Genomic DNA, 25,298 nt, shown 5'->3' with positions numbered 1-25,298 from the left:
GGCATCGGCGGCTGCTACGGCGCGTGGAGCGGTGGTTCCAGCGCTGCGCGCACCGCGAACATGGTGTCCATCCGCGGCACCGGCCGGGTGAGCCAGGCGAGGATGCGCCGCCGCTGCGACAGGCCGGCCCAGGCCGGGCCCTGCTGCAGCCACAGCTGCGTGCGCACCATGTCGGCCCGTTCGCGGCTGGCTTCCGGCGTGGGCCTGATCCGCTGGCGGAGGCAGCGCGCGAGTTCGCCGAGGGAGCGCGACCACTCCATGCCGTGAAGCGCATGCAGCCACAGCTCCGAAGAGGAAACGCGGGTCAGCGTCTGGCGGCGCGAGACCATCCGCAACAGCGGATGGCAGTCGACGGCGAGTCGTGCAAGCGCATCTGGCGGAACCACATCGCCGTAGTAGCGCGCAGCCAGCAGCAGCGGCGGCAGCGCATACCAGGGCGCGTCGGCGTGCTCGTCCCACAGCACGTCCCAGTCGCGCGCGGACAGGCGCGCCGACAGCAGCGCGATGTCGTGCAGATGGAGCAGGCGCAGGCTGCGGTTGCAGAGGTTGCCCGCGGCGTGCAGCAGCAGGTGGTTCATCAGCGCGCCGGGCGACGGGTAGGGGTTCAGCCCGGGCTGCGGCTGCGGCGGACGGATGCGCACGGTGATGTCGACCGCAGTGACCGGCAGCCGCTCCTGGATGCGCGTGTGCAGCTCGATGTTGACCGGCGTGTCGCGGTGCTCGCCCAGGCCGGCAAAGGGCGCGCCGGTCGCCGGCTTGAACACCCGGTGCTTCCACGCGGCGAACGACTCCACGTAGCCGAGTTCCTGCAGCAGCCCGATCGCCGGCGCGACATCGTCCTCGCGAACCAGCAGGTCGATGTCGGCCATCGGCCGCTCGCCGGCCGCGTAGATGCCCAGCGCGTGCAGGGCGCAACCCTTCAGCGCGACGATGGCGATGCCGCTGGCACGGGCGCCGACATCGATGCCCTGCAGCAGCGTCTCGATGCGCCGATGGCGATGCTCGACATGCGCGCGCTGCTCTGCCAGGAACGCCTGCCATGGCGGGTGCCGCCACGCGGAGAGACTGGATAGCAGTGGCGACACGCCGTGCACGGCAGCGGCGGCGGCGGCCAGCTGCCATTCGAGATCGCTCCACGGCGGCGTGGCGCCGCCGGGCCGCGCCAGCTCCGCGGCAAGCGTCTCGGTGGTGCGGCGCAGGCCGGCCCTAACGACGTTGAGCGGTGGCAGCATGAGGCAGCAGCCGGATGTCGATTCGCGGGGCCTGGGACGGCGAGGGCGTGGCGTCGTCGCAACGATGCGCCCGTTCGGACGCGACCAGCGCGTCCCATTTGGCGTCCAGTGCCGCGCTCGCCTGCCGGTGATGCTCCAGCGAGTCGATTGCCTTCAATTGCTGCAGCGTGACCTGCTCGTGCAGCAGGTCGCGTACGCTGCGGTAGAAATCCGAGTCGTAGGCGCCGTGGAACATCATGGCCAGGTCGCCGCTGTCCCGCCAATGCGTCTTGTCGCCAAGCTGGGCCTTGACCTTGTCGTAGAACCTGGTTCCCGGCAGCGGATAGGAGACGCTCACGCCGATGTCGTCGGGCGCGGCCTGCGCCACCAGCTCGCGGGTGGCCAGCAAGTCGTCCAGCTGCTCGCCCAGATAACCGAGCTGGATGAAGAAGCCCACGCGGATGCCACGCTGGCCCAGCCGCACCCGCGCCGCAATCAGGTCGGCGACCCGGGTGCCCTTGGACATGCTGTCCAGCACGCGTTGGCTGCCGCTTTCCGCGCCCAGCCACGCCTCCGCGCAGCCGGCCTGTTCAAGCGCGTCGGTCATGCGCTCGCTCATCAGGTCGGCACGGGTCTGGATGGTGAACGGAACCGATCCGCCGGCGGCGCGAAGGCGAGCCCCGAACTGCGCGACCCAGTCGACATGGAAGCCGAAGATGTCGTCCGCCATCCAGATGTGGTCGGGTTTGAACGCCTGCTTCAGGTGGATCATTTCCGCCGCCACGTCGTCGGCGCTGCGCTGCTTGTAGTGGTTGCCCCAGATCGGCTTGGCGCACCAGTTGCAGCGGAACGGGCAGCCGCGCGACGCGGCCATGTTGAGGCTGAAGTAGCCGTGCCGCTCGTGCCACAGGTTCCGGTAGCGTTCGACGTCCACCAGGTCCCAGGCGGGGCGGCCGATCAGCCGGGGATCCGGCGGCATCGCGCCCATGCGTCGCGCCTGGGTCGTGCCGTCCACCCGCGTCGCGATGCCGGCGACGCCGTCGAGCCAGGGGCGGTCGTCGATGGCCGGGTCGCGCGCCAGCCGCCCGGTCAGTTCGAGCAGCGCCGCAATCCCTTCGCCCATCAACACGGCGTCCGCGCCGGCGTCGAGAAACGGGTCCGGCTGGTCGGAGGCGTCGGAACCGGCGACGATCACGCGGGCCCCGCGCGCACGCGCCTGGGCGATCATCCGGCACGCCGCCTCGCGCATGCGGCCCAGGCACATCTTGGTCAGGTAATTGAAGTTGTCCTCGTAGAGAACCACGACGTCAGGTTGCGCGGCGCGCACGGCATCTTCGTAATCCTCGACGCCATCGGCGAGCATCGCGTCGAACAGCGTGACCTCGTGACCCATCTGCCGGAGGAGTGCGGCAATCTGGATCGTGGCGAGCGGGGGATAGGGCTTGCCGCGTTCCCATTGCTTGGGGTCGTACCTCAGGAAATAGGAGTGACCGACCTGGATCTTCAGCATTGCGAAAGGGCCTCGAACGTCGCCGCGGAATTCAGCATCGACGGCGGAGGAACCGGCCCCGTCGTCGATGCTGCCGGCAGGTGAGTGCCGCGGCGTGCGGCTTCGGTTGCCCTGCGGGGCGAAGCTGGTTGGCGTGCAACCTTTCCGCGGCGACTGCGCACTCAGCAGCAGACCACCGCCATCGGATTCGCCGCACCGTGCAACTCCCCCCGCGCCGGGCAACTCGTTCGATGGCGATGGCATCGACTTTCCATGGCGCTGATGCCGGCGCCGACCCGTTCGGCGAGCGATCGGTCGGTCGCCGTGTCGTGCGCCGGCGGATACTCGGCGGGCGTTTCTGTTTCGGCAGCGCCAGCGAGGCACTGCTGCATCTGGTCGAGGCCGCTTATGGCGGCCTGCCGCGGCACCGCGTGTCGATGGCGATACCCGAGTTCCGCATCGAGTTGCGCCTGTCGCCGCCGCGGGCTTCGCCGCCCGTGGGCGAGCCGCCGCCGGTGCAGATGCAGTCGGGCGCGGGGGTGATCTGCGGCGTGATGGACGCCTCGAACTACGTCGTGCTGGCGCCCGCGCAGCAGCGGGCGCTGGTGGTGGCATCCGTCGACATGCTGGAGCGGCCCTACCATCTTCGCTACGAACTCATCGAGTTCGCCGTTTTCACGTTGGCCACGCGCGGGCAGGGACTGGTTCCGCTGCACGGTGCCTGCGTGGGGTGGCAAGGCCGGGGCATTTTGCTGCTGGGAGCCAGCGGCTCGGGCAAGTCGACGCTGGCCCTGCAGGCCTTGCTGCAGGGTCTGGATTTTCTCGCCGAGGACGCGGTGTTCGTGGCGCCGCAAGACATGCTCGCCACCGGCGTGGCCAACTACCTGCACGTGCAGGCCGATGCACTGCGATTCGTCGAGGACGCCCGCGCCCGGCGCTGGATCGGCGAGGCGCCGGTCATCTGCCGCCGCAGCGGGGTGCAGAAGTTCGAGGCCGACCTGCGGCTCGGGCCCGGCCGGCTCGCCACGGCTCCGCTGCAACTGGTCGGTGCCGTGCTGGTTTGCGGCGAGCCTGCCGCCGACCGCGCCGCGGTGCTGCGTGCCGTGCCGGCGGCGGAGGTCGCCGCGCGATTGGCCGCCACCCAGCCGTATGCGTCCGGGCAGCCGGGCTGGGCCCGCTTCGAACAGAAGATGGCGGCGCTGGGCGTGCATGAGCTGCGCCGCACCGACCATCCGCGGGATGGCGTGGCGGCGTTGCGCCGATTGCTGGGCGACGGGTGACCGCCTTGCGCCACCGACCGCCGACGCGGCGGCGAGTAAGCTGGGGTTTCCCCGGGCTCACGTTCCACCTCCGGCAGACCACGAACCCCTCACGAGGACTACGACCATGAAGATGCATTTCGCGGGATCGATGGCAGTGGCCGCGCTGTTCGCGCTGGCTTCGGCGACGGCGACCGCCGCCGCGCTCGCCCCCGGCACCATCGCGCCGACCTTCACCGCCCAGGCCAGCCAGGCCGGCAAGCAGTTCACCTTCTCGCTGGCCGACGCGCTGAAGAAGGGGCCGGTGGTGGTGTATTTCTATCCCTCGGCCTATACCAGCGGCTGCGACCTCGAAGCGCACACGTTTGCGGTCAACCGGGACAAGTTCGATGCCGCCGGTGCGACCATCATCGGCGTGTCGGCCGACAGCATCGACCGGCTCGACGTGTTTTCGGCCGACCCGGACTACTGCGCCGGCAAGTTCCCGGTCGCGTCGGATGCCGAGGTCAAGGTCGCGCTTTCCTACGGCCTGGAGGCGATGAAGGCACGCCCGGGCATGAAGGACGTGCGTGGCATGGCCATCGACCACGCCTTCATCCCGCGCACGACCTTCGTCATCGCCGGCGACGGCAAGATCGTCGCCACGCTTTCCTCGGAGGCCGATCATCTGCGCCCCGACGAGCACGTGAAAGAGGCACTGGCCATCGTGCAGAAACTGCACGCCGGCAAGGCGCCGTAAGCGGAACCCCGGCGCGCAGGGAATGACCTGCGCGCCGACCTGATCGGGTGACGATGCAACCGTGTGCGTGCCGGAGGGCACTCACCGCCATCGCGGTCGCCCGCGGTGACGAGGCGCTGCCGTCGATCGTGACGGAGCGCTCCCGCAACCGCGGCGCGCTCGCGGGCCATCCACCCGGATCAGCAGCGATGCCTGACGAACCCTCGGCGCCCGGCCGCACGCTCGACCTGCTGCGTTCGCTCGCCCGCACGCTCACGGCGGATGACGTCGCGGAGATCGTCGCCTATGTCGTGCTGTCGCTGGCGGCGGCACTGGCCGGCAGCCTCGCCGCGGTGCTGCTGGTGCCGCTGGTGCAGCCGGGGCATCCCCTGCAACTGGCGGGCGGCATGTTCGACGCCGGTGGTGGCGTCGAGAGGCGGGCCACCGCGTTTGCGGCGGCCACCGCGGCTTTCGCCGTGCTGCGCTGGCTGGTCGCGTGGCTCGGTGCGCGGCTGACCAGCCGTTACGGCGTGGCCCGGCGGCGTCTGGTGCATGCGCGGCTGGTCGATGCGCCACTCGCCTCGCTGGCCGACTCGACCTCCGCCGAAATCGCGAACGTCCTGACCTACAACGTCGAGTTCCTCACCCAGGGCTTCGCCGCGCTGCTGCAGCTGCTGGTCGCCGGGGTCACCACGGTCGTCAGCCTGGCCTTCGCGTTCTGGGTGTCGCCGCCGCTGATGCTGGCGGCACCCCTGCTGGTCGGTTTCGCGCTGGTCGCGTCGCGCAGCTTCGGCCGCGAACAGTCGCAGGTCGGCCGTCGCTATGTCGCCGACATGACGCGGCTGTTCTGGCTGAGCGAGGATTTTCCGCGGCGCCTGCGCCACATCCGTTCGTTCGAGCGCGCGGATGCGGAGAAGGAGAGTTACGGTGCCATTTCCGCAGCGCTGGGCCATGGCTACCGGCGCCAGCTGGAGCTGGTGGCGGCCGGCCGGCTGGTGCTCGAACTGCTGGCGGCGGTGGTGATCGCCGCCGTCTTCGTGCTCGCCTGGCGCTGGCACGGCGTCGACCAGTCGTCGCTGATCGCGGTGTGCCTGCTGCTCGGGCGCCTGTTGCCCTACCTGGTATCGACGCGGCAGTGCTTCCAGCAATTGCGTTCGGCCGTTCCGGCGTTCGCGCTGTGGCAGCGCTACATGAGTCTGGACGCGGTGCGTGCGCCGGCAGCGCCATCGCCGGCCACGCCGTCGGCGCGGAACGCGCTGCACGTCGAGCGGATGCAGCTGGCGCCGCCGCTGGCCGGCATCGACGTCCGTCACCTGAGTCTGCGGCCCGGCGAACTGACCCTGGTCTGCGGCGACTCCGGCATCGGCAAGAGCAGTCTGGTCGACGTGCTGGCCGGCATGAGCATGCCCGGCGCTTTTGCCGCGCGCGTGGATGGACGCGCCATCGACTTCGGCGAATACCGGGAACTCGTGCGGCATGGCGCCTATGTCAGCCAGAGCGTGCGGCCGTGGCAGCACTCGGTGCGCGAATGCCTGCGCTGGGCCGCGCCCGAGGCCGATGACGCGGCGATGCAAGCCGCGCTGCGGGACGTCGGCCTCGGCCCGCGACTGGCCGCTTCGCCGCAAGGGCTGGACACCGCGCTGCACGACGCATCGAGCCGGCTCTCCGGCGGCGAGCTGCAGCGACTGCTGCTCGCCCAGGTGATCCTGCGCCAACCTTTCCTGGCCGTGCTCGACGAAGCAACCAGCGCGCTCGACGCCGCCGCCGAAATCCACGTGCTTGCCGCCATCAAACGCCGGCTGCCGCAGACGATACTCGTCGTGGTGTCGCACCGGGCCAGCGTGGCGGAGCTGGCCGACCAGTGCCTGGCCATCGACGCGGATCTCGTGGCGACGATCGCCCGCAACGCTCCGCGCGACGCCATGCCGCACGAGCCCGGCAGGCGCGCGCACCCGGCCTGAGCCGCTCTCTCCGTTGGTCCCGTGCTTGCCCCAATCGTTCTGCACTACCCGACGGCGTGAGTGGGTCGGCCTTGATGGTTTGGCCGGGTTTGCAGCGTGCAGGTGTGTCGGGAAGTGAACCTGACCCCGTTTTTGGGGGTTTCGGGTTGCGGGTGAGCCAATGGGCCCTGGCTGCTGAGTCAACGGTCAGGACGCTTGCGTGGCTGGAATTGCCCTGACACTTTCTCCCTCTTAACTACCTCCGTCCCCTTATCCGCGCGGTCATAGGTGCTGCGCTCGGCCAGCGGCTTGGTCTGCGTGTTCAGCACGATGGTGAGGCGGGTGATCTCCGCGCCGTAGTGAGCCAGCTCGTCGGCGTTGAACACCTACTTGAGCTTGATGAAGCCGTCGCGCCGATAGTCGGCGATTTGCTGCGCCGAAAGCGGGTAGGGGCGGTCGAGGTCGATGGGCATGTTGGATTCCTGTCGTGTCACGCAAACCGCTTCGTGATCGCGGGGTTGTCTGACTTGCACCATGGTAAGAATCGGAAGTGCCGCAGGCATCTGCAGTACTTGTCCAATCGCTGCAGGAAGCTGTCGTATTCATGACCCATGGGACGGGCGTCCTGCGTCGACAGCGATCGGCGGTTCCCCTATGCGCGGTGACTTGACTGCATCCGCCCTTTTGCGCCTAGCTACCGCTCCCTTTCCCGGGCCAGCTCAACCTGACCCGTTTTAAGCCCTGCGACGCCCCTTCCGATCGGAAACCGTGGCCTTCCGAGACAATACAAGTTCGCTGACTTTGACAATCCGCTGATCTAGGCCTAAACTAAACGCAATCTCTCGCTCTGGCCTGAGACTGCGAGAGGGTTGTCTAGCGGCCCGGCCAAGCCAAGACGCCGTGGGTTACGTCAGATTTGTGAGTAATCCCGCGATTCCGAATAAAGCAAAGGCTCGCCAAGTTTTGGTGGGCCTTTTGCTATGGGGATGACCATGGAATTGTCGGAAGCAGTTTCTGCTGTGTCTGCCTTGGTTCGTGATGCCGGCGACATCACGGGCGCGCAGTTGAGCCGCGCGCTCAAGGGCCGTCTACCGGACTTCAATCCGCGCAATTATCAAGCGGCAAGCCTAAGGCTATTCATCGCCCAGCACGTGCCTTCTGTGGTGGAGGTCGGGCGAGCCGGCCTTGACCTCATCTACCGATGCCCGCCGATTGCGCTGCAGCCCACATCGTGTGCCCGGGCCAATTTGTGGCAGACCTGGGTCAGCCCCAATGCCCCGTTTGTTTTGGTCATCGACCGAGACCAAGGTGAGGTGACGGCCTGTGCCCGCGGCACCAACCCAGCAGCTGGCGTGGTGCATTTGGCTCCCCCTTCGGTTGGTTTCCATCGACAGATGGCTTTGGACTTTCTCAATCAGCAGCCACACACGGGCGACATCGATGCCCTCCGCGAATTGGCCCAGGATGAGCAGCGGGCGACTTGGTGGCAGCCGTGGTTTGCCGCGGTGCGCAAGATGGGGCTCGGAAAAGCCTGGAATACCTACCGCGCCGTCCGACTTCGCAATGAGTTGGAGTGCCAGCTAGATCAGGCCGCGTTGCCCCACCGTGCCGTCGAGAAAGCTCTGTCAGTCATCCATGCGCCTACACAACATTCGACCTCAGAGCAGGTGGCTGTCGCCACCGTTGACCACGGAGAGGGCTCGGCGTTGCAGCGCGTCGCGATTGCCACGGTTTTGCGGATGTCTGACGACGAATTGCGCGAGCTGAAACTCCCGTTGGGACTAGTGCTGGACGCTGCAGGCGCGTCGCGGTAACGGCCTGGGACGAGGTCGTGCGATACCTCTTCGTCTACCAACATTTTGCCATCCAAGCCCGAGAGTTGGTCGCTCGAACTGGGGCAACGGATGTGGAAGTGGTGTTGGTAAAAAAAGGCGAAGATCGGCCCGACGACCATCTCTTCGGGCGGCTGGACACGATCAAACCGATGTGCGCGACCTGTCAGGTCGTGCGTGGGTATCGTCGGGCTGTGGAAGCAGTGACGACGGTGGAGTATTGCGCCAAGACCTTTCGGGTCGACGATCAACAGCTTATCGCCTGGCTGCAAGCCACCAAACCAGCAGCCGCCCAAGCGGTGATCTGCCCGACCGCGGCGTTCCGCGCATGTGTGGCGCAATGCGACCACTTGGTGCTAGCCGCCGGGGCGCTAACACGCGCCGATGAGACTGATCGGCTGCGCTGGCCCTTCATTCAACGCGCCGCCAATATCCTGACGCGCAAAGCCCAAGGCGAGGATCTAGGACCCATGCGCGAGTGGAAGGCGCGCCATGGGGTGGACTATGCCGCCCACAGTAAAGTGGGATTTAAAGGTGGGCCGGCGCAGCAAAAGAAAACATCATCGTGGCACCTAAAGGATGGCGATCACACCACAGCGGAAGCAGCGGCACGCGTGTATTTCGACTGTCTGGAGCGCCATGGCCAATCAATCGTGGTCGTGTTCTATGTGGGGCCGCATCCTCCGGACAAGGTTTACGATTGGGTGTTCGAAGGTGAGGAGTAAGTGTTGCGCTTGCCATTCGCGACTTGGGCTTTTTTGTTAAGAAAGCCCGCTGAGGGAGGCCGCGGAAAGGGTGTTAGTGACAATGCGTGGCCAGCTTCCAGAGGAAAATTGTCCCTGACACCATGGTTCCGACACCATGGTTCCGCTCACGGCATCGCGAAGCTGTTGTTGCCGCGATCGCTGTCCGGCAGCGCCAACGCCGGGTCGAGCGTGGCGGATTTCAGTTTGCGCGTGCCGTCGACGTGGATCACGTAGCTGCGGTGCTGCATCCAGGTTTCCCAGGGCACGCGCACGTCCTGTTTGCTGCCGTCGTCGTAGACGAGTTGCAGCGTGGCGGGCAGTACGAGCTGGTCGAGGTTGGCCACGGTGACGTCGACGCCCTTGCGGTAGTCGCCGTCGGTGTAGGCGGCCTTCTGCACGGCCATGTCGAATTGCCAGTTGTGTTCGAACCAGCCGCGCCAGAACCAGCCGAGGTCTTCGCCGGTGTCGCTTTCGATGAAGCGGAAGAAGTCGGACGGGCTGGGGTGCCTGTAGGCCCAGGTGGCGATGTAGCGGCGGAAGGCGGGGTCGAAGCGTTGCGGGCCGATGATCTCCTCGCGCAGCAGCACCAGGCCGAAGGCGGCCTTGAAGTAGGTGATCGGGTGGCGGTATTTCTCGGCGATCGCGTCGGCGTAGGTCAGCGGCGGCGGCGCGTCGGCATCCTTCAGGATGGCGGCGATCTGTTCGGCCGGGGTGCCCTTGCCGGGGGCGTATTCGCTGTCGCGCTTGGGCGCGTACTTGCCGCCGTCGAAGGCCTCGGCTTCGTACACGTCGACGAAGGTGTTGAAGCCTTCGTCCATCCACGCGTCGCGCCGCTCGTTGCTGCCCACGATCATCGGGAACCAGCTGTGGCCGATCTCGTGGGCGATCAGCATCTGCAGGTTCTTGCCCGCGGCCTTCTTGTGGTCGAAGGTGATGCCCGGGTATTCCATGCCGCCGGCGGTGCCGGCTTCGTTGATGGCGACGGGGTACGGATACGGGTAGTAGGTGCGCGAGAAGAACTCGACCGACTTTTTCAGGTTCTGCGTGGCCACGCCCCAGGCCTGGTCGCCGGCGCTTTCCACCGGATAGGCCGACATCGCCAGCGCGGTCTTGCCGTCGGGCAGGTTGATGCGCGCAGCGTCCCAGATGTACGCCTTGGACGCGCCGAAGGCCACGTCGCGGGTGTTCTTCATGGCGAAGTGCCAGGTCAGCGTGCCGCCCTGTTTCGGGCGGCTGGCCGGGTCGCCGACTTCGGCGGCGCTGCGGATCATCACCGTCGCGTCGCTGTGGCGGGCCTGGTCCAGGCGCCTGCGCTCGGTGGCGGTCAGCACGTCCTGCGGGTTGAGCAGTTCGCCGGAGCCGACCACCAGCATGTCCGCGGGCACGGTGACGCGATAGTCGAAGTCGCCGTATTCGAGGTAGAACTCGCTGTTGAGGTAGGGCTGGGTGTCCCAGCCGCGCAGGTCGTCATAGACGGCCATGCGCGGATACCACTGCGCCATCTCGAAGATCTCGCCCTGCCTGTTCGCGTTGACGTCGGTGCGCCCGCCGAACTCGCCGGGCACGGTGTAATCCCAGCTGATGTGCAGCTTGAGCCGGCCGCCGTGACCCTTGAGCGCGGTGGGCAGGGTGACCTGCATGCGGGTGTCGCTGATCACCCAGTGCGCCTTCTGCTTGCGGCCGCCGGCGTCCTCCACCTCGACCGAGCGGATGTGTTCGCCGCTGGTGAACTCGGTGGGGAACTTGGCGCCGCCGAACGCGCCGCGGGCGTCCTTGCGGTAGCGGTTCTGTTCGATCTGCAGCCACAGCACCGGCAACGCGTCGGGGCTGTGGTTGGTGTAGCTGATCACTTCGCTGCCGCTGAGCTTGCGCGTCGACGGATCCAGCGTCGCCTCGATGCGGTAGTCGGCGCGGTTCTGCCAGAACGCCGGGCCGGGCTTGCCGCTGGCATCGCGCATGGCGTTGGCCGGCTGCGGGTAGGTGTACGGGGCGAAGGTCTGCAGCGGGTTGAAGCCGTGCTTCGGCGCGTCCGCCGCGTGTGCGGAGAGCGCCGCGCCGAGCAGCAGCGCGAGGCTCGTGGCCAGTCGTTTCGTCAGTGCCTTTGCCATGTGTCCGGTTCCCCATTCTCGAAATGTGCGATGAAACGGCCGCGACCGTTCCCTGACCTTGCGCGACTGCGTATCAACCATGCGGCGGTGGAAATGATGGTGGTTCGCCGGCATCGCCTGCGCCCCACGAGGTATTGGCCTTTGCGCCCAGCGCGTAGCGCAACGTGCCGCCGTGGGCGACCAGCGCCGGTGTCAGCCAAGGTGCGTCGTGCGGCTTGCCGTCCACGGTGAGCGACTGCACGAATGGTGTCTGTGCCGAGGCGCCGGGGGCGTCGATGATCACGTCGCCGCCGCTGCCGTGCACCACGGCGTGCGGAAACAGCGGGCTGCCCAGCAGCAGTTCGGCGCGCCCGGGGATTTCGGGATACATGCCCAGCGCGGCCCAGACGTACCAGGAGGACATCTCGCCGAGATCGTCGTTGCCGGGGATGCCGTCGGGCGCGTTCTTCCAGATCGTGTTGGCGACGATGCGCACCGCCTCCTGGGTCTTCCACGGTTGTCCGGCGTAGTCGTAGAGCCAGGGCGTGGCCACCGATGGTTCGTTGTCCAGCTCGGCGTGCAGCGGGCCGGCCCCGGTCAACGCCCACTTGCCGTCGGGCGTGTGGAAGAACGCATCCAGTCGCCGGGTGGCAGTGGCCTTGCCGCCCAACGTGTCGAACAGGCCGTGCACGTCGAACGGCACCATCCAGAGGTAGACCGCGGCACTGCCTTCGACGAAGCCTTCGTCGGTGACCGGCTGGAAGGCCGGCCAGCTGCCGTCGGCGTTGCGGTTCTGGATGTAGCCGGCCTTCGGCGTGGCGCTGGGGTTGAACAGGTTGCGCCAGTAGCCGGCGCGGGTCAGGAACCGGGCGCGGCCGCTGGCGTCGCCCACCTGGCGGGCGAGTTCGGAAAGCGCGAAATCGGCGGTGCTGTCTTCCAGCGTCTCGCCGGCGCCGCCCCACGCATGCGACTTGCTGGCGATGTAGTGCAGGTCGAGCCACTGGTCCAGCGACGGACGCTGGCCGACGCACTCGACGTTGCAGCCGTCATCGGAGAGATCGTTGGCGGTGACCACCGTGGCTGCCTTCACCAGCGAGGCATAGGCGCCGTGCAGGTCGAAGTCGCGGCCGCCGAACGCCACGATGTCGGCCAGCGCGGGCACTGCCGGGTCGCCGCTCATCACGTGGGTGCCGCCGGAGTTGTGCGTCCAGCGATCCCATTCGCCGTGGTTCTGCCGCGCCTGGTTGTAGAGCGACTGCGCGATGTCGCTGCCGCGCTTCGGGTCGAGCCAGCTGACCAGTTGCAGGTGCGAGCGGTAGATGTCCCAGCCGGAGAAGTTGGCGTACTGCATCGCCTGCCGGCCTTCGACCGTGTGCGTGCGCTGGTCGAAGCCGCGGTACTGTCCGTTGACGTCGCTGTAGACGTTCGGATGCATCATCACGTGGTACAGCGCGGTGTAGAAGGTGGTGCGCTGGTCCGGCGTGCCGCCGTCGACGGCGATGCGGCCGAGATCCCGGTTCCATGCCTGGACGGCCTTCTCGCGCACGCTGGCGAACGTCGTGCGCTGCGAAATTTCCGCTTTCAGGTTGGCGCGCGCATTGGCGAGGCTGACGTAGGAAATGCCCACGCGCAGGCCGACCTTCGCGCCGTGTTTGCCGAAGTCGAGCCACGCGCCGGAACCCTTGCCGATGGCAAAGAAACCGTTATCGCCATAGCCGGTGCCGCCGCTGGCAGTGCGCGCGCCAGCGCGCACCTGGCCATCCACCCAGGTGCCGCCGGCGCGGAACGGCTGGTCGAACTCGGCGACGAAATACAGCGTGTAGTAGCTCTTGCGGTCCGCCTCGGCGAGATAGCCGCAGAAGTTGCCGCTGGTGACCGAGCCGGTGACCGTGCGCGTGGCCGGATCAACGCGCACGTCGGCGGCGCTGCTGCCGACCTCGGAGTCGGAGGTGCGGATCAGCAGGTTGGCTGGCTTGCCGGCGGGGAAGTCGATGGTGGCGATGCCGCTGTGCATCGCGGCGGTGAGTTCAACGGAGCTGCCGTTGGCCAGCGCCACCCGGTAGTAGCCGGCCTTGGCTGTTTCCTCGGCGTGGGAGAAATCGCTGGCGTAGACGCTGTCCGTGGCATCGGCCGAGGGTGAGCTGGTCACGGCCGTGGTGATCGGCATGAACGGGATGTCGCCGCTGGCGCCGGCACAGCCGGTGCCGGACAGATGGGTCAGGGCGAAGCCGCGCACGCGCGGGTGGTCGTAGGCGTAGCCACCCGGCGCGGCGGTGCGATTGTGCTTGCCGCGGGTCGTCTCCGGGCTCCACTGCAGCATGCCGAACGGCAGCATCGGACCGGGAAAGGTGTTGCCGCCGTTGCTGCTGCCGATCAGCGGGTTGACCGCGGCGGCCGGCGAGCCCTCAGCCGCCTGCGCGAAGGCGAGCGGCGCGACCAGCAACAGCGGGGTCGCGAGCGCGAGGCGAGCGGGCAAACGTCGGATCATGAGGGCTTCCCTTGACAGGGTTCAACGCGCGAGCAAGGCGAGCACTTCGTGACACGCGCCCATGGTGTGGTAGTCGGTCTTGCCGGCCGGGCTTTTTTCGTCGCTGATCTTGCGGTTGTCGGGGGTGAGGATGCGGTACCAGGCGCCATGCCGGTGATCCACGAAATGCTCCCACGCGTAGGTCCACAGGCGCCTGTACCAGTCGTCATAGACGGCCTCGCCGGTACGCGCGTGCAGCAGGGCGGCGGCGGCCAGCGACTCGGCCTGCACCCAGAAATATTTTTCGTCGTCGCAGATGCTGCCATCCGGCGCGAAGCCGTAGCAGATGCCACCGTGTTCGTCGTCCCAGGCGTGGGCCAGGGCGCGGTCGAACAGTTCCTTCGCGCGCGGCAGCAGCCAGTCCTGCGGCGTGCCGCGCGCAGCCAGCAGCGGCTCCATGATCAGCAGCAGCTTGGCCCATTCGGTCTGGTGGCCGGGCTGGAAGCCCCACGGCTTGAACAGGTTCTTCGGGTCGTCGCGGTTGAATTCGCGGTCGATGTTCCAGTGGCGATCGTAGTGTTCCCATACCAGGCCATCGGCCTTGGCGGCCTGGTCGCGGGTCATGCGGTCAGCGAGGGTGAACGCGCGATCGAGGTAGCGCGGCTCACGGGTGGCCTGGTAGGCGGCGATCATCGCCTCGCACATGTGCATGTTGGCGTTCTGGCCGCGGTAATCGCTGAAATGCCAGTCGGCATCGGCCTCGTCGCGGTACAGCCGCGCGTCGGCCTCCCAGTAGCGTTGCTCGAGCAGGTTCCAGGTCTCGGTCATCCAGCCGCGGGCTTCCTCGATGCCGGCCTTCAGCGCGGTGGCGTAGGCCAGCAGCACGAAGGCGACGCCGTAGGCCTGGTTGGAGCTGTCTTCCGGCCGGCCGTCGCGGATGGTCCAGTGATAGCCGCCGTTGGCGGGGTTGCGATGGACCTCGCGCAGGTAGCGCAGGCCGTGCCGCGTGGCCTCCAGGTATTCGGGGTTGCCGAAGGCCAACCATGCCATCGCGTAGTTGAATACGAAGCGCGTGCTGCTGACCAGGTGGCGATGACTGCGGTCGTAGATCGTGCCGTCGTCCTTGAAGTAGTGGAAGAAGCCGCCTTTCGGATCGATCGCGCGCGGATGGTAGAACGCCATCGTCTGCGCGATGTGGCTGCGCAGGAAGTCAGGCGAGCGGAAATCGGGTGCGGCAGTCATGCCTGCTTCTCCATGAAGTCGAGCACCTCGGCGCCACTGGGCATCGCGGCGAACGAGCCCTGGCGGGTGACCGTGAGCGCGCCGCAGGCGGCGGCGAAACGCAGCATCGCGTGCAGCTGCGGCAGCTGGCTCACCAGGTGGTCGAGCCGGTCGGGCGTCGCGTCGAGTTCGGCCAGGCGGCACAGCAGGCCGCCGACGAAGGCGTCGCCGGCGGCGGTGCTGTCGACCACGGTCACGGCGTAGCCCGGCAGCTCCCCTTCGGCATCCGGATGGAACCAGCGCATGGGCCGCGCGCCGTCGGTGACCACCAGCAGCCGGGCGCGACCGCGCCACAGGCGGTCCAGCGCGGCCTGCTCGCCGTCCGGTGCCAGCCACGCGAATTCCTCGGCCGAGAGTTTCACCACGTCGGCCAGATGCAGCGCCGGCCACACCTGCGTCAGTGCATCGGCGCCGGCCGGCCACAACGCAGGGCGCAGGTTGAGGTCCATGCTGACCAGCGCGCCGGCGCCGTGCGCGCGCTGCATGCCTTCGCGAGTCGCGTCGGCGATGGCCGGCCCGGTCAGGCAGTTGGAGCAGACGTGGAACACCGCCACGCCGTCGAATGCCCCGGCGCGGAAATCGGCAACGCGGAATTGCAGGTCGGCCGTGCGCTCGCGATGGAAGATGAAGCTGCGCTCGCCCGAGGCATCCAGCGTGACCAGCGCGAGCGCGGTGGGTGCGGCCGTGCGTGACACGTCCGCCGTGCCCACGCCGGCGCGTTGCAGGCCATCCAGCAGGAAGTCGCCGAAGCGGTCGGTAGAGAGCATCCCGGCGAAGCGCGCGTTGCCGCCCAGGCGCGCCACCGCCACCGCGACGTTCGCCGGCGCGCCGCCGGCGAACGGAACGAAGCTGGCGGCGAAGCCGTGCGCGTCGACGCCGCTGGCGTGCAGGTCGATCAGCGCCTCGCCGAAACAGAGAATCGGCCGGGGCGGGGCGGGATCAGTCGACACTGCTGCGGATCTTCGAGCCGCTGATGCCGTAGAACACGATGTACAGGTAGCACAGCAGCGGCAGGAAGAACGCGTGCTGCAGGCCGATGTGGTCGGCCAGCACACCCTGCAGCTGCGGGATCACCGCGCCGCCGACGATGGCCATGATCAGCAGGCTCGATGCCTTGCTGGTCATCGGGCCAAGCCGCTCGATGCCGAGCGCGAAGATGGTCGGGAACATGATCGAGTTGAACAGGCCGATCGCGATGATGCTGTACATCGCCGTGGTGCCGCTGCTCAGCATGGTGGTCAGCACCAGCAGCGCGTTGATCGCGGCGAACGTGGCCAGCAGCTTGCGCGGCGAGATCCTGGCCATCAACGCCGAGCCGACGAAACGGCCGAGCATGGCACCGCCCCAGTACCACGAGACGTACTTCGCCGCCTGCTGCTCGCTCATGTGGCCGATGTCGGGCATCGACAGGTAGTTGACCATGAAGCTGCCGATCGACACCTCGGCGCCGACGTAGAAGAAGATGCCCAGCACGCCGAACAGCACGTGCGGGTGGCGCAGCACGTCGGCGAAGCCATGGCGGCCGTGATCGTCATTGTCGGTGGACTCGGTCAATGCCGGCAGCCGGAACATCCACACGAACAGCGCCAGCAGGAACAGCACCACCGCCAGCCCGATGTACGGGAACTGCACCGCCTGCGCCTGCTGGGTGTCGTAGAGCAGGCGTTGCGCCGGTTCCAGCGCGGCGAGTTCCTCCGGGTTCTTGACCACGTTGGAGAGAATCAGCAGGCCGCCGAACAGCGGCGCCAGCGTGGTGCCGAGCGAGTTCAGCGCCTGTGCCAGGGTGAGCCGGCTGGAGCTGGTCTTCTCCGGGCCGAGCAGGGCCACGTACGGATTGGCGGCCACCTGCAACACCGTGATGCCGGTGGCCAGCACGAACAGCGCGCCGAGGAAGGCCGGGTAGAGATGCAGCGCCGCGGCCGGCCAGAAGCCCAGCGCGCCGATGCCGGCGATCGCCAGCCCGGCCACGATGCCCTTCTTGTAGCCCAGTGCCGCGACCATGCGCCCGGCCGGCATGCCCATCAGGAAATACGCACCGAAAAAGGTGAGCTGCACCAGGATCGCCTGCGCGTAGTTGAGCTGGAAGATCGACTTCAGGTGCGGGATCAGGATGTCGTTGAGGCAGGTGAGGAAGCCCCACATGAAGAAGATCGTGGTGAGCACGCCCAGCGCCAGCCAGCTGCTGGTGTAGGGCGCGCGGGGCGCACCGTGGTCCGGCGCGAGGGGAGTGGGGCGGGGCGGCGTAACGACAGGGGCCATGGCGATTCCGGTACGGGAGGCGGTCGGGCGTGTGTCGCTCGGCGGGCAAGCAACCGGGGCAATGTAACCGTTTCCATGCGCCGACCGATCACGCGCTGCAACATGCCCGCGCGGGTGCTACTTTCGCAGCTTGCCCCGCTGCGCCGAGATCGCCATGACCCTCCGCACCCCGATGTTGTTCGCCCTGCTGGCCTGTGCCGCCTGTCCGTCCGCACTGGCCGCGAGCGGCCACGCCGGCAATGTCGATCCCCGCATCGGCACCGGCGGCGACGGCCACACCTTCCCCGGCGCCACCGTGCCCTTCGGCATGATCCAGCTCTCGCCCGACACCGCGATGCCGGACTTCAAGCACGCCTACAAGTGGGCCGCCGGCTACCAGTACGGCGACAGCAGCATCATGGGTTTCTCGCACACGCATTTCTCCGGCTCCGGGCATTCGGACCTGGGCGACGTGCTGGTGATGCCGATCGCCGGCGACGTGCGGCTGGAACCGGGCGATCCGGCCACACCGGGCAGCGGTTATCGCTCGCGCTTCTCGCACGACAGCGAAGTGGTGCAGGCCGGCTATTACGCGGTGACGTTGAGCGACTACGGCATCCGCGCCGAACTCACCGCCGGCCGCCGCGTGGGCTGGCATCGCTACACCTTTCCGAAGGGCAAGCCCGCGCACCTGCTGCTCGACCTGCGCCCGAGCATCTACGACTACCCCGGCAAGGTGCTGTGGTCGAAGCTGCAGGTGGCCGACGACGGCACCGTCACCGGTTGCCGCACCACCCGCGGCTGGGCGCCGGGACGCGAGCTGTGCTTCGCCATGCGCTTCAACCAGCCGATGACGTCGCGCGCGTTGTACGACCGCGAGAGCGACGTCCTCTACAAGGGCTTCAAGGGCCCCGGCAACCAGCCGGTGGACCACGACGCGCAGAACGGCCGCGCGCTGGTCGCCGTGTTCGACTTCGGTGCGCTGAAGCAGCCGCTGGAGGTGAAGGTGGCGATCTCGCCGGTCAGCGCCGCCAACGCGGTGGCCAATCTCGATGCCGATGGCCAGGGCTGGGATTTCGACGCCCGCCGCGCGCAGGCAAGGGCCGCGTGGGATCGGGCGCTGGCGGTGGTCGACGTCGATGCCTCCGCCACCGTGCGCAAGCAGTTCTACACCGCGCTCTACCACGCCATGCTGTCGCCCACGCTGAGCATGGACGTCAATGGCGAATACCGTGGCCCCGACCATGCCGTGCACAAGGCGGACGGCTACGAGTTCTACTCGACCTGGTCGCTGTGGGACGTCTACCGCGCGCAGCAGCCGCTGATGGTGCTGCTCAATCCCGAACGCAGCACCGACTTCATCCGCTCGCTGATCGCCGCGCGCGAGGCGAGCCCGTTCGGCATCCTGCCGGTGTGGGCGTACCAGGGCCTGGAGACCTGGTGCATGATCGGCTACCACGCCGTGCCGGTGATCGCCGATGCCTGGATCAAGGGCGTGCGCGGCTTCGATGCGGACAAGGCGCTGCAGGCCATGGTCGCCAGCGCCACCTACGCGCCCTACGGCGACCTGGCCGACTACATGAAGCTCGGCTACGTGCCGATCGACAAGGAGCCGGAGGGCGCCTCCAAGACGCTCGAATACGCCTACGACGACTGGTCGCTGGCGCAGATGGCGAAGGCGATGGGCAAGAACGACGTTGCCGCCACCTTCGGCAGGCGCGCCGGCAACTGGAAGAACGCGTGGGACCCGAAGACCGGTTTCATGCGCGCGCGGCTGGCCAACGGCGCGTTCCGCGAACCGTTCGACCCCACCGCCGCCGGCTACGGCAGCGACTTCACCGAAGGCAACGCCTGGCAGTATTCGTGGTACGTGCCGCAGGACGTGGCGGGCCTGATCGAGGCGATGGGCGGAGCCGCGAAGTTCGTGGCGAAGCTGGACGCGTTGTTCGACGCGAAGGTCGACCCGGCGCACTTCAAGCACGTCGAGGACATCACCGGCCTGATCGGCTGGTACGCGCACGGCAACGAGCCCAGCCACCACATCGCCTATCTCTACGACTACGCCGGCGCGCCGTGGAAGACGCAGGAGAGGCTGAAGCAGATCATGGACAGCCAGTACGCCGCGCGGCCGGACGGACTCTCGGGCAACGACGACCTGGGCCAGATGTCGGCCTGGTACGTGTTCACCGCGCTGGGCTTTTACCCGGTCACGCCGGCCAGCGACGTCTACGCCATCGGTCGGCCGTTCGTCGGGCGTGCCACGCTGCACCTGACCGACGGCAAGGACTTCACCGTCAGCGCCGCGCCGCTGGATGACGCGCACCCTTACGTCGGCGAGGTCACGCTCAACGGCAAGCCGCTGGCCGCCCCCTTCCTGCATCACGCGCAGATCCTCGCCGGTGGCGAGCTGCACTTCCGCATGCAGGCCACGCCCAACCGCCACTGGGGCGTGGGCGCCCCGCCGCAGGGATGATGATCCGCCGGGTCGTGCCAGAATGGGGCGGGCGTTGATGCTGGCCGTCGCGGAGGGCTGGATCGAATGAATTTCCGCAGCTTCATGAGTTGGCGGGTCGCCGGACTGCTGTCGGCCATGCTGATCATCGTCGGCCTGCCGTACGTGGTGACCCGGCTGAACACGCAGGACACCGTGCTGGCCAACAGCTGGGTCACCCACTCGACCGAAGTGCGCTCGGTCGCCTATCGCATCGCCTACCTGATCCGCAGCAGCGAGGCGGCGACCTACCGCATGCTGGTCGGGGACGTCGGCGCCGAGACGCGCGCCGAGGCCGAGAGCGCCGCGGCACAGGTGCCGCAACTGCTGCAGCGGCTGCGTGCGATGACCCGCGACAACCCGGCCCAGCAGGCCCTGATCGGCGCGCTGGAAAACAGCGTTACCGGTCGCCTCACCCTGATGGCTCGTGCGCGCGAGCTGCAGCGGCGCGGCGACGTGGGCCGCGCCGGACAAGCGATGGGCGAGGCCACCGACCTGTTTCCGTTCGCCACCAAGATCGACGGCATCGTCGCCAACGAGGATGAGTTGCTGACCGCCCGCAAGCAGGCCGCCCACCACCGCGAGTTCAACGGCCAGCTGGTGCAGGGCATTACCGCGCTGGCGCAGTTGGTGCTGCTGGCGATCATCGTGATCGCCTCGGAACGGCAGATTCGCCAGCGGCGCCGGGCCGAGACGCGCGAGGGCCGCGCGGTGCTGCGTTCGCGGCTGATCCTGCAATCGGTGCGCGAGCCGATCGCGTTGTTCGACGCGAATCTCAACAGCCTGCTGGTGAACAACGCTTTCGGCGACCTGTACGGCGAGGACCCGCAGCAACCGTCGCGCACGCTCGTCGAGATCGGCGGCGGCGTGTGGAACGACAGCGCACTGCTGCAGCGTTTCCGCGACGTGCTGCTGAGCGACCGCGAGCTGTGGGACTACGACCTGGTGCAGCGCACCGCCGACGGCGAGCAGCGCCACATCGTGGTCAACGCGCGTCGGCTGCAGCAGGATCTCACCGACGAACCGGCGCTGCTGCTCACGGTCAGCGACGTCACCGTGCGCGCGCTGACCGAGGAGAAGGTGATCGAGCTCAATCGCCAGCTCGAGGGCAAGATCAACCAGATCTCCGACATCAACCGCGAGCTGGAGGCGTTCAGCTACTCCGTCTCGCATGACCTGCGCGCGCCGCTGCGCCACGTGGCGGGCTTCGTGCGCAAGCTGGAGCACCACCTGGCCGGCCAGCTCGACGACAAGGCCAGCCACTACATCGGCGTGATCGACAGCGCGGCCCAGCGCATGGCGCTGCTGATCGACGACCTGCTGGTGTTCTCGCGCCTGGGCCGCGGCCCGCTGCGGTTGCAGGCGGTGGACATGCAGTCGCTGGTGGAGGAGGCACGGGCACTGGCCGAATCCTCGGCGGAGGGCCGGCGCATCGTGTGGACGATCGGGCCCTTGCCGATGGTCATCGGCGACGCCAACATGTTGCGTACGGTGTGGCAGAACCTGCTCGGCAACGCGGTGAAATACACCGGGCGCCGTGAGGTGGCGCGCATCGAGGTCAGCGCCGGGCGCAGCAGCCGCGGCGATTACGAGTTCGAAGTGGCCGACAACGGCGCCGGCTTCGACATGCAGTACGCGGACAAGCTGTTCGGCGTGTTCCAGCGCCTGCACCGCGCCTCGGATTTCCCGGGCAACGGCATCGGCCTGGCCAACGTGCGGCGCATCATCACGCGCCACGGCGGCAAGGTCTGGGCCGAGGCCGTACCGGACCAGGGCGCCACGTTCCACTTCTCGCTGCCGGCCATCGACGTGGCCGGGGCGCAAAACGGAGAGTCAGCGGCATGAACAAGAAAGAACTGCGCACCGTGCTGCTGGTCGAGGACAGCCTGGCGGACGCCGAGATGGCGATGGACGCGCTGGCCGAAGCCCACCTGGCCAATCCGGTGGTGCACGTCGAGGATGGCGTGGAATGCCTCGACTACCTGCATTGCACCGGCGCCTGGGCCGGGCGCGATCCGGGCGACCCGGCGGTGGTGCTGCTGGACATCAAGATGCCGCGCATGGACGGGCTGGAAGTGCTCACCCGCATGCGCCACGACGAGCACCTGCGGCGCGTACCGGTGGTGATCCTGTCCTCCTCGCGCGAGGAGAGCGACCTGGCGCGCAGTTGGGACCTCGGCGCCAACGCCTACGTGATCAAGCCGGTGGACGTGGACCAGTTCTTCGAGGCCGTGCGCACGCTGGGCCGGTTCTGGGCGGTGCTGAACGAGGCGCCCGAGGCGAATTGACGCATGAACAGACGCGCCCGGGCGGTCGCCCGCGGTGTAGACAACGATGGCCGCACGGCCAGTGACGGAGAACCCCATGCCCAACCGGCAGATCAAGTCGATGCCGACGATACGGGTGCTGCAAGTGGAGGACAGCGAGCTCGACGCCGAGCTGGTGCTGGCCGAGCTGGACGCCGACGGCATCCCGCACGAGGCGCGGCTGGTCGACGATGAAGCCGGCTACCTGGCCGCGCTGGACGAGTTCGCCCCGCATATCGTGCTGTCCGACCTGAGCGTGCCGGGTTTCTCCGGGCAGCGCGCGCTGGAGCTGCTGCGCGAGCGCGACGAGGACCTGCCCTTCATCTTCGTTTCCGCGACGCTGGGCGAGGATGCCGCCATCGAGGCGCTGCGCAACGGCGCGACCGACTACATCCTCAAGCAGAACCCCGTGCGCCTGGCCAGTGCGGTGCGTCGGGCGCTGGTCGAGGCGGATGCGCGCAAGGCCAACCGCCGCGCCGAGGCCGACCTGATCCGCGCGCAGCGGTTCGAGAGCCTGGCGATGCTTGCCGGCGGCCTCAGCCACGACCTGCGCAACCTGCTGCAGCCGCTGTTGCTGGCCGGTGACAGCCTGCGCGACTACCAGGACGACCCGCGGCTGATGCGGCTGGGCAACCTGGTGCGCGATTGCGGCAAGCGCGGGCTGGAGATGGTGCACTCGATGCTTTCCTTCGCGCGCGGCGCCCGCCGCGCCGAGCGCGTGCGCGTGGGCACCCTGATGAGCGCGTTCGGCCTGCTGATGCAGGGCAGCGTGCCCCGTTCGGTGGTGATGGACCTGGCCATCGACGACCCCGAGCTGGCCTTCGAGGGCAACCACACCGAGCTGCAGCAATGCCTGCTCAACCTCTGCCTCAACGCGATCCAGGCGATGCCCGACGGCGGCAACCTGCGCATCGAGACCAGCCAGCAGCGGCTGGCCGACGACTTCTTCCTGCCCGAGGAGGTGCCGCACACCGGCTGCTACCTGCGCATCAGCGTGATCGACTCCGGGCCAGGCATGGACCAGGCCGTGCTGGAGCACCTGTTCGAACCGTTCTTCACCACCAAGGACGCCGGCACCGGCCTGGGCCTGATCTCGTGCAAGCGCATCGTGGCCAGCCACGGCGGCGTGATGCGGGTGGACAGCAAACCCGGCAGCGGCACCCGTTTCGACCTCTACATCCCGCTGGACGAAATGGAAGCCGACGCCGAGGCGATGGACGACATGCAGAGCCTTGAAGGCGCCGCCGAACGCGTGCTGGTGGTGGTGGAGGAGGCCGGCCAGCTGTCGCTGCTGTCCGATACGCTCGATGCCTACGGCTACCAGGCGCACGCCAGCCAGAGCGGCACCGCCGCGCTGCAGTGGATCGAGGCCGGCGGCCTGCCCGACCTGGTGCTGCTCGACGCCGACATGAACCTGTTCACCGGCGTGCGCACGCTGGCCGCGCTGGTCGAACAGGGTTACCAGGGCGGCGTCGTGCTGCTCGCCCGCCCGGACGCGCCACCGGACCCGCAGGAACTGCCCCCGCTGGACAACCTGCAAATCGTGGACAAGCCGGTCAGCACCGCGGCCCTCCTGCGCGCGCTGCGCAAGGGATTGGAGGGCGACGACTCCGCGTAGGCCAGGCACGGCGCGCCGCTTTGCGTTCCACGTGGCCGGAGCCGGCGGTTGCCGCCCTGCGCGGCGGTCGCGGGACATTCCCCGTGCGAACGCCTTCCCTCGTTGCGCGGCGGAAAGCCGTCGCGCGCAGGGAGGCGTCGGGTTGCGCCTTCAGTCGATGCCGAGCTTCTTCAGCTTGTAGCGCAGGGCGCGGAAGGTGATGCCGAGTTTGCGGGCGGCGGCGGTCTTGTTGTAGCGCGATTCTTCCAGCGCCTTGACGATGGCGGTGCGCTCGATGTTGCTGATGTAGTCGTCCAGCCCGCCATCGGCGCTGGGTGCCGCGGCGGCGGCAGCGGCCGGAGCGCCGGCAGTGGCGGCGACCTCCGTCGGCGCCGGGCGCGCGCCGCGCTGGGGCAGCATCAGGTCGGAGGCCTCGATGCTGGCGCCGTCGCTCATCGCCATGGCGCGTTCGAGGATGTTCTCCAGCTCGCGCACGTTGCCGGGGAAGTCGTAGGCTTCCAGCGCGTCGAGCGCGGCCGGCGTCAGCCGCCCGACTTCCTGGCCGCTCTTGCCGGCCAGCGACTTGAGGATGAACGCGGCCAGCTGCGGCACGTCGCCGCGGCGTTCGCGCAGCGGCGGCACGCGCAGCTCGATCACGTTGATGCGGTAGAACAGGTCCTGGCGGAACTGGCCCTGCTCGACCAGTTGGCCGAGGTTCTTGTGGGTGGCCGAGAGGATGCGCACGTCCACCGGGATCTCGTCGCGGCCGCCGATCGGGCGCACCGCTTTTTCCTGGATCGCGCGCAGCAGCTTGACCTGCATGTGCAGCGGCAGTTCGGCCACCTCGTCGAGGAACAGCGTGCCGCCCTGGGCGGCCTGGAACAGGCCTTCCTTGTCCGCGCTGGCGCCGGTGAAACTGCCCTTGCGATGACCGAAGAACTCGCTTTCCATCAGCTCGGACGGGATCGCGCCGCAGTTGACCGGCACGAACGGGCCGCCCGCGCGCGGACCGCGCTCGTGGATCAGCCGCGCGACCAGCTCCTTGCCTACGCCCGATTCACCGGCGATGTAGACCGGCGCCTGGTTGCGTGCCAGCTTGGCGATGGTGGCGCGCACCTGTTCCATCGCCGGCGAGTCGCCGATCAGGCGGTCGCCGGAGCCGCCGGCCTTGGCGGCGCCGCCGCCTTCGCGCTTCTCCTCGGCCAGCCGCAGCGCGGTGCGCACCAGGCCTCGCAGCATCTGGATGTCGACCGGCTTGGAGACGAAGTCGAACGCGCCGGCCTTGAGCGCGTTCACCGCCGCGTCGACGTTGCCGTAGGCGGTAATCATCGCCACCGGCGTGTCCGGGCAGGTTTCGGCGATCAGCTCGATGATCTCCTGGCCGTTGCCGTCGGGCAGGCGCATGTCGGTGAAGCAGAGGTCGTAGCTGTTTTCGCTCAGCGCGCGGCGGGCGTCGGCGACGGTGCCGACGGCTTCGACCTGCAGGTCCATGCGCCCGAGGGTGATGGTGAGCAGCTCGCGGATATCGCGTTCATCGTCGATGACCAGGACGGTCTGGAGGCTCATGGCATGTCGCGAGGGGAGGGTGGCTCAAGAATAACCGCGGCCCAAGTCAAGAGCAAAGCCGGCGCGCGGC

18 protein-coding genes are annotated in these 25,298 nt (G+C 68.2%); 9 read left to right on the top strand and 9 right to left on the bottom strand.

The window, feature by feature from the left end:
• Positions 1 to 14 precede the first annotated feature (14 nt).
• Together ACVCL3_RS07285 and ACVCL3_RS07280 are read right to left on the bottom strand one after the other, a co-directional pair.
• Complete coding sequence (locus ACVCL3_RS07285; RefSeq protein ID WP_447100845.1) at positions 15 to 1,232, bottom strand: nucleotidyltransferase family protein; 1,218 nt, start codon at positions 1,230 to 1,232, stop codon at positions 15 to 17.
• Positions 1,207 to 2,721, bottom strand: a complete 1,515-nt coding sequence (locus ACVCL3_RS07280; RefSeq protein WP_447100844.1) for a B12-binding domain-containing radical SAM protein — start codon at positions 2,719 to 2,721, stop codon at positions 1,207 to 1,209. Before ACVCL3_RS07280 ends, ACVCL3_RS07285 begins: the two co-directional genes overlap by 26 nt.
• Before the next feature lie 236 nt (positions 2,722 to 2,957).
• On the opposite strand from ACVCL3_RS07280, the gene ACVCL3_RS07275 reads away from it, so the two are divergent.
• The 3 genes from ACVCL3_RS07275 (at position 2,958) to ACVCL3_RS07265 (ending at position 6,638) form a co-directional block, all read left to right on the top strand.
• Complete coding sequence (locus ACVCL3_RS07275) at positions 2,958 to 3,980, top strand: serine kinase (RefSeq protein WP_447100843.1); 1,023 nt, start codon at positions 2,958 to 2,960, stop codon at positions 3,978 to 3,980.
• Between the two features lie 106 nt (positions 3,981 to 4,086).
• Entirely contained in the window at positions 4,087 to 4,698 is a 612-nt protein-coding gene (locus ACVCL3_RS07270) for a peroxiredoxin (RefSeq protein ID WP_447100842.1), read from the top strand.
• A gap of 188 nt (positions 4,699 to 4,886) precedes the next feature.
• Positions 4,887 to 6,638, top strand: a complete 1,752-nt coding sequence (locus ACVCL3_RS07265) for an ATP-binding cassette domain-containing protein (RefSeq protein WP_447100841.1) — start codon at positions 4,887 to 4,889, stop codon at positions 6,636 to 6,638.
• A gap of 179 nt (positions 6,639 to 6,817) precedes the next feature.
• On the opposite strand, the gene ACVCL3_RS07260 is transcribed toward ACVCL3_RS07265, so the two are convergent.
• Positions 6,818 to 7,003: a hypothetical protein gene (locus tag ACVCL3_RS07260; protein ID WP_447100840.1), complete on the bottom strand. Its 186-nt coding sequence runs from the start codon at positions 7,001 to 7,003 to the stop codon at positions 6,818 to 6,820.
• 606 nt (positions 7,004 to 7,609) lie between these two features.
• Between ACVCL3_RS07260 and ACVCL3_RS07255 the strand changes: the two genes are divergently transcribed.
• Entirely contained in the window at positions 7,610 to 8,431 is an 822-nt protein-coding gene (locus ACVCL3_RS07255) for a hypothetical protein (protein ID WP_447100839.1), read from the top strand.
• A gap of 17 nt (positions 8,432 to 8,448) precedes the next feature.
• Positions 8,449 to 9,174: a hypothetical protein gene (locus ACVCL3_RS07250; protein ID WP_447100838.1), complete on the top strand. Its 726-nt coding sequence runs from the start codon at positions 8,449 to 8,451 to the stop codon at positions 9,172 to 9,174.
• Between the two features lie 146 nt (positions 9,175 to 9,320).
• Here ACVCL3_RS07250 and ACVCL3_RS07245 read toward each other — a convergent pair whose 3' ends face one another.
• From ACVCL3_RS07245 to fucP, 5 genes are all read right to left on the bottom strand, one after another.
• Positions 9,321 to 11,303: a M1 family aminopeptidase gene (locus tag ACVCL3_RS07245; RefSeq protein WP_447100837.1), complete on the bottom strand. Its 1,983-nt coding sequence runs from the start codon at positions 11,301 to 11,303 to the stop codon at positions 9,321 to 9,323.
• A gap of 73 nt (positions 11,304 to 11,376) precedes the next feature.
• The gene (locus ACVCL3_RS07240) at positions 11,377 to 13,770 is read right to left on the bottom strand and encodes a GH92 family glycosyl hydrolase (RefSeq protein WP_447100836.1); all 2,394 of its coding nucleotides are present in this window, start codon (positions 13,768 to 13,770) and stop codon (positions 11,377 to 11,379) included.
• A gap of 21 nt (positions 13,771 to 13,791) precedes the next feature.
• Positions 13,792 to 14,991, bottom strand: coding sequence for an AGE family epimerase/isomerase (locus tag ACVCL3_RS07235; protein ID WP_447100835.1), 1,200 nt, complete (start codon positions 14,989 to 14,991; stop codon positions 13,792 to 13,794).
• Positions 14,988 to 15,980, bottom strand: coding sequence for a carbohydrate kinase family protein (locus tag ACVCL3_RS07230; RefSeq protein ID WP_447100834.1), 993 nt, complete (start codon positions 15,978 to 15,980; stop codon positions 14,988 to 14,990). Before ACVCL3_RS07230 ends, ACVCL3_RS07235 begins: the two co-directional genes overlap by 4 nt.
• A complete protein-coding gene (fucP, locus tag ACVCL3_RS07225; protein WP_447100833.1) occupies positions 15,970 to 17,289 on the bottom strand; it encodes an L-fucose:H+ symporter permease in 1,320 nt (439 codons plus the stop codon). Before fucP ends, ACVCL3_RS07230 begins: the two co-directional genes overlap by 11 nt.
• 154 nt (positions 17,290 to 17,443) lie before the next feature.
• Here fucP and ACVCL3_RS07220 point away from each other — a divergent pair, with 154 nt between their 5' ends.
• From ACVCL3_RS07220 to ACVCL3_RS07205, 4 genes are all read left to right on the top strand, one after another.
• Complete coding sequence (locus ACVCL3_RS07220) at positions 17,444 to 19,741, top strand: GH92 family glycosyl hydrolase (RefSeq protein WP_447100832.1); 2,298 nt, start codon at positions 17,444 to 17,446, stop codon at positions 19,739 to 19,741.
• Between the two features lie 66 nt (positions 19,742 to 19,807).
• Positions 19,808 to 21,604: a sensor histidine kinase gene (locus ACVCL3_RS07215; RefSeq protein WP_447097098.1), complete on the top strand. Its 1,797-nt coding sequence runs from the start codon at positions 19,808 to 19,810 to the stop codon at positions 21,602 to 21,604.
• Positions 21,601 to 22,047, top strand: coding sequence for a response regulator (locus ACVCL3_RS07210; RefSeq protein ID WP_395116774.1), 447 nt, complete (start codon positions 21,601 to 21,603; stop codon positions 22,045 to 22,047). The genes ACVCL3_RS07215 and ACVCL3_RS07210 overlap by 4 nt, the downstream gene beginning before the upstream one ends.
• A gap of 76 nt (positions 22,048 to 22,123) precedes the next feature.
• On the top strand, positions 22,124 to 23,683 hold the full coding sequence (locus ACVCL3_RS07205; RefSeq protein ID WP_395116776.1) for a response regulator: 1,560 nt from the start codon (positions 22,124 to 22,126) through the stop codon (positions 23,681 to 23,683).
• Positions 23,684 to 23,833: 150 nt separating this feature from the next.
• Here the strand turns inward: ACVCL3_RS07205 and ACVCL3_RS07200 are convergent, their stop codons facing one another.
• Entirely contained in the window at positions 23,834 to 25,228 is a 1,395-nt protein-coding gene (locus tag ACVCL3_RS07200; RefSeq protein ID WP_395116778.1) for a sigma-54-dependent transcriptional regulator, read from the bottom strand.
• Between the last annotated feature and the right edge of the window lie 70 nt (positions 25,229 to 25,298).

Source organism: Rhodanobacter sp. UC4437_H4, from assembly GCF_052978425.1.
Note: the sequence above shows the minus strand (reverse complement) of the source record. Positions and strands in the feature narration are given on the sequence as shown.

What these genes read in the sequence shown, in the direction of transcription:
- ACVCL3_RS07285 (WP_447100845.1), bottom strand. Translation starts at nt 1,232, where the DNA reads ATGCTGCCACCGCTCAACGTCGTTAGGGCCGGCCTGCGCCGCACCACC.
- ACVCL3_RS07275 (WP_447100843.1), top strand. Translation starts at nt 2,958, where the DNA reads ATGGCATCGACTTTCCATGGCGCTGATGCCGGCGCCGACCCGTTCGGC.
- ACVCL3_RS07265 (WP_447100841.1), top strand. Translation starts at nt 4,887, where the DNA reads ATGCCTGACGAACCCTCGGCGCCCGGCCGCACGCTCGACCTGCTGCGT.
- ACVCL3_RS07235 (WP_447100835.1), bottom strand. Translation starts at nt 14,991, where the DNA reads ATGACTGCCGCACCCGATTTCCGCTCGCCTGACTTCCTGCGCAGCCAC.
- ACVCL3_RS07255 (WP_447100839.1), top strand. Translation starts at nt 7,610, where the DNA reads ATGGAATTGTCGGAAGCAGTTTCTGCTGTGTCTGCCTTGGTTCGTGAT.
- ACVCL3_RS07245 (WP_447100837.1), bottom strand. Translation starts at nt 11,303, where the DNA reads ATGGCAAAGGCACTGACGAAACGACTGGCCACGAGCCTCGCGCTGCTG.
- ACVCL3_RS07220 (WP_447100832.1), top strand. Translation starts at nt 17,444, where the DNA reads ATGACCCTCCGCACCCCGATGTTGTTCGCCCTGCTGGCCTGTGCCGCC.
- ACVCL3_RS07215 (WP_447097098.1), top strand. Translation starts at nt 19,808, where the DNA reads ATGAATTTCCGCAGCTTCATGAGTTGGCGGGTCGCCGGACTGCTGTCG.
- fucP (WP_447100833.1), bottom strand. Translation starts at nt 17,289, where the DNA reads ATGGCCCCTGTCGTTACGCCGCCCCGCCCCACTCCCCTCGCGCCGGAC.
- ACVCL3_RS07280 (WP_447100844.1), bottom strand. Translation starts at nt 2,721, where the DNA reads ATGCTGAAGATCCAGGTCGGTCACTCCTATTTCCTGAGGTACGACCCC.
- ACVCL3_RS07210 (WP_395116774.1), top strand. Translation starts at nt 21,601, where the DNA reads ATGAACAAGAAAGAACTGCGCACCGTGCTGCTGGTCGAGGACAGCCTG.
- ACVCL3_RS07270 (WP_447100842.1), top strand. Translation starts at nt 4,087, where the DNA reads ATGAAGATGCATTTCGCGGGATCGATGGCAGTGGCCGCGCTGTTCGCG.
- ACVCL3_RS07205 (WP_395116776.1), top strand. Translation starts at nt 22,124, where the DNA reads ATGCCCAACCGGCAGATCAAGTCGATGCCGACGATACGGGTGCTGCAA.
- ACVCL3_RS07240 (WP_447100836.1), bottom strand. Translation starts at nt 13,770, where the DNA reads ATGATCCGACGTTTGCCCGCTCGCCTCGCGCTCGCGACCCCGCTGTTG.
- ACVCL3_RS07200 (WP_395116778.1), bottom strand. Translation starts at nt 25,228, where the DNA reads ATGAGCCTCCAGACCGTCCTGGTCATCGACGATGAACGCGATATCCGC.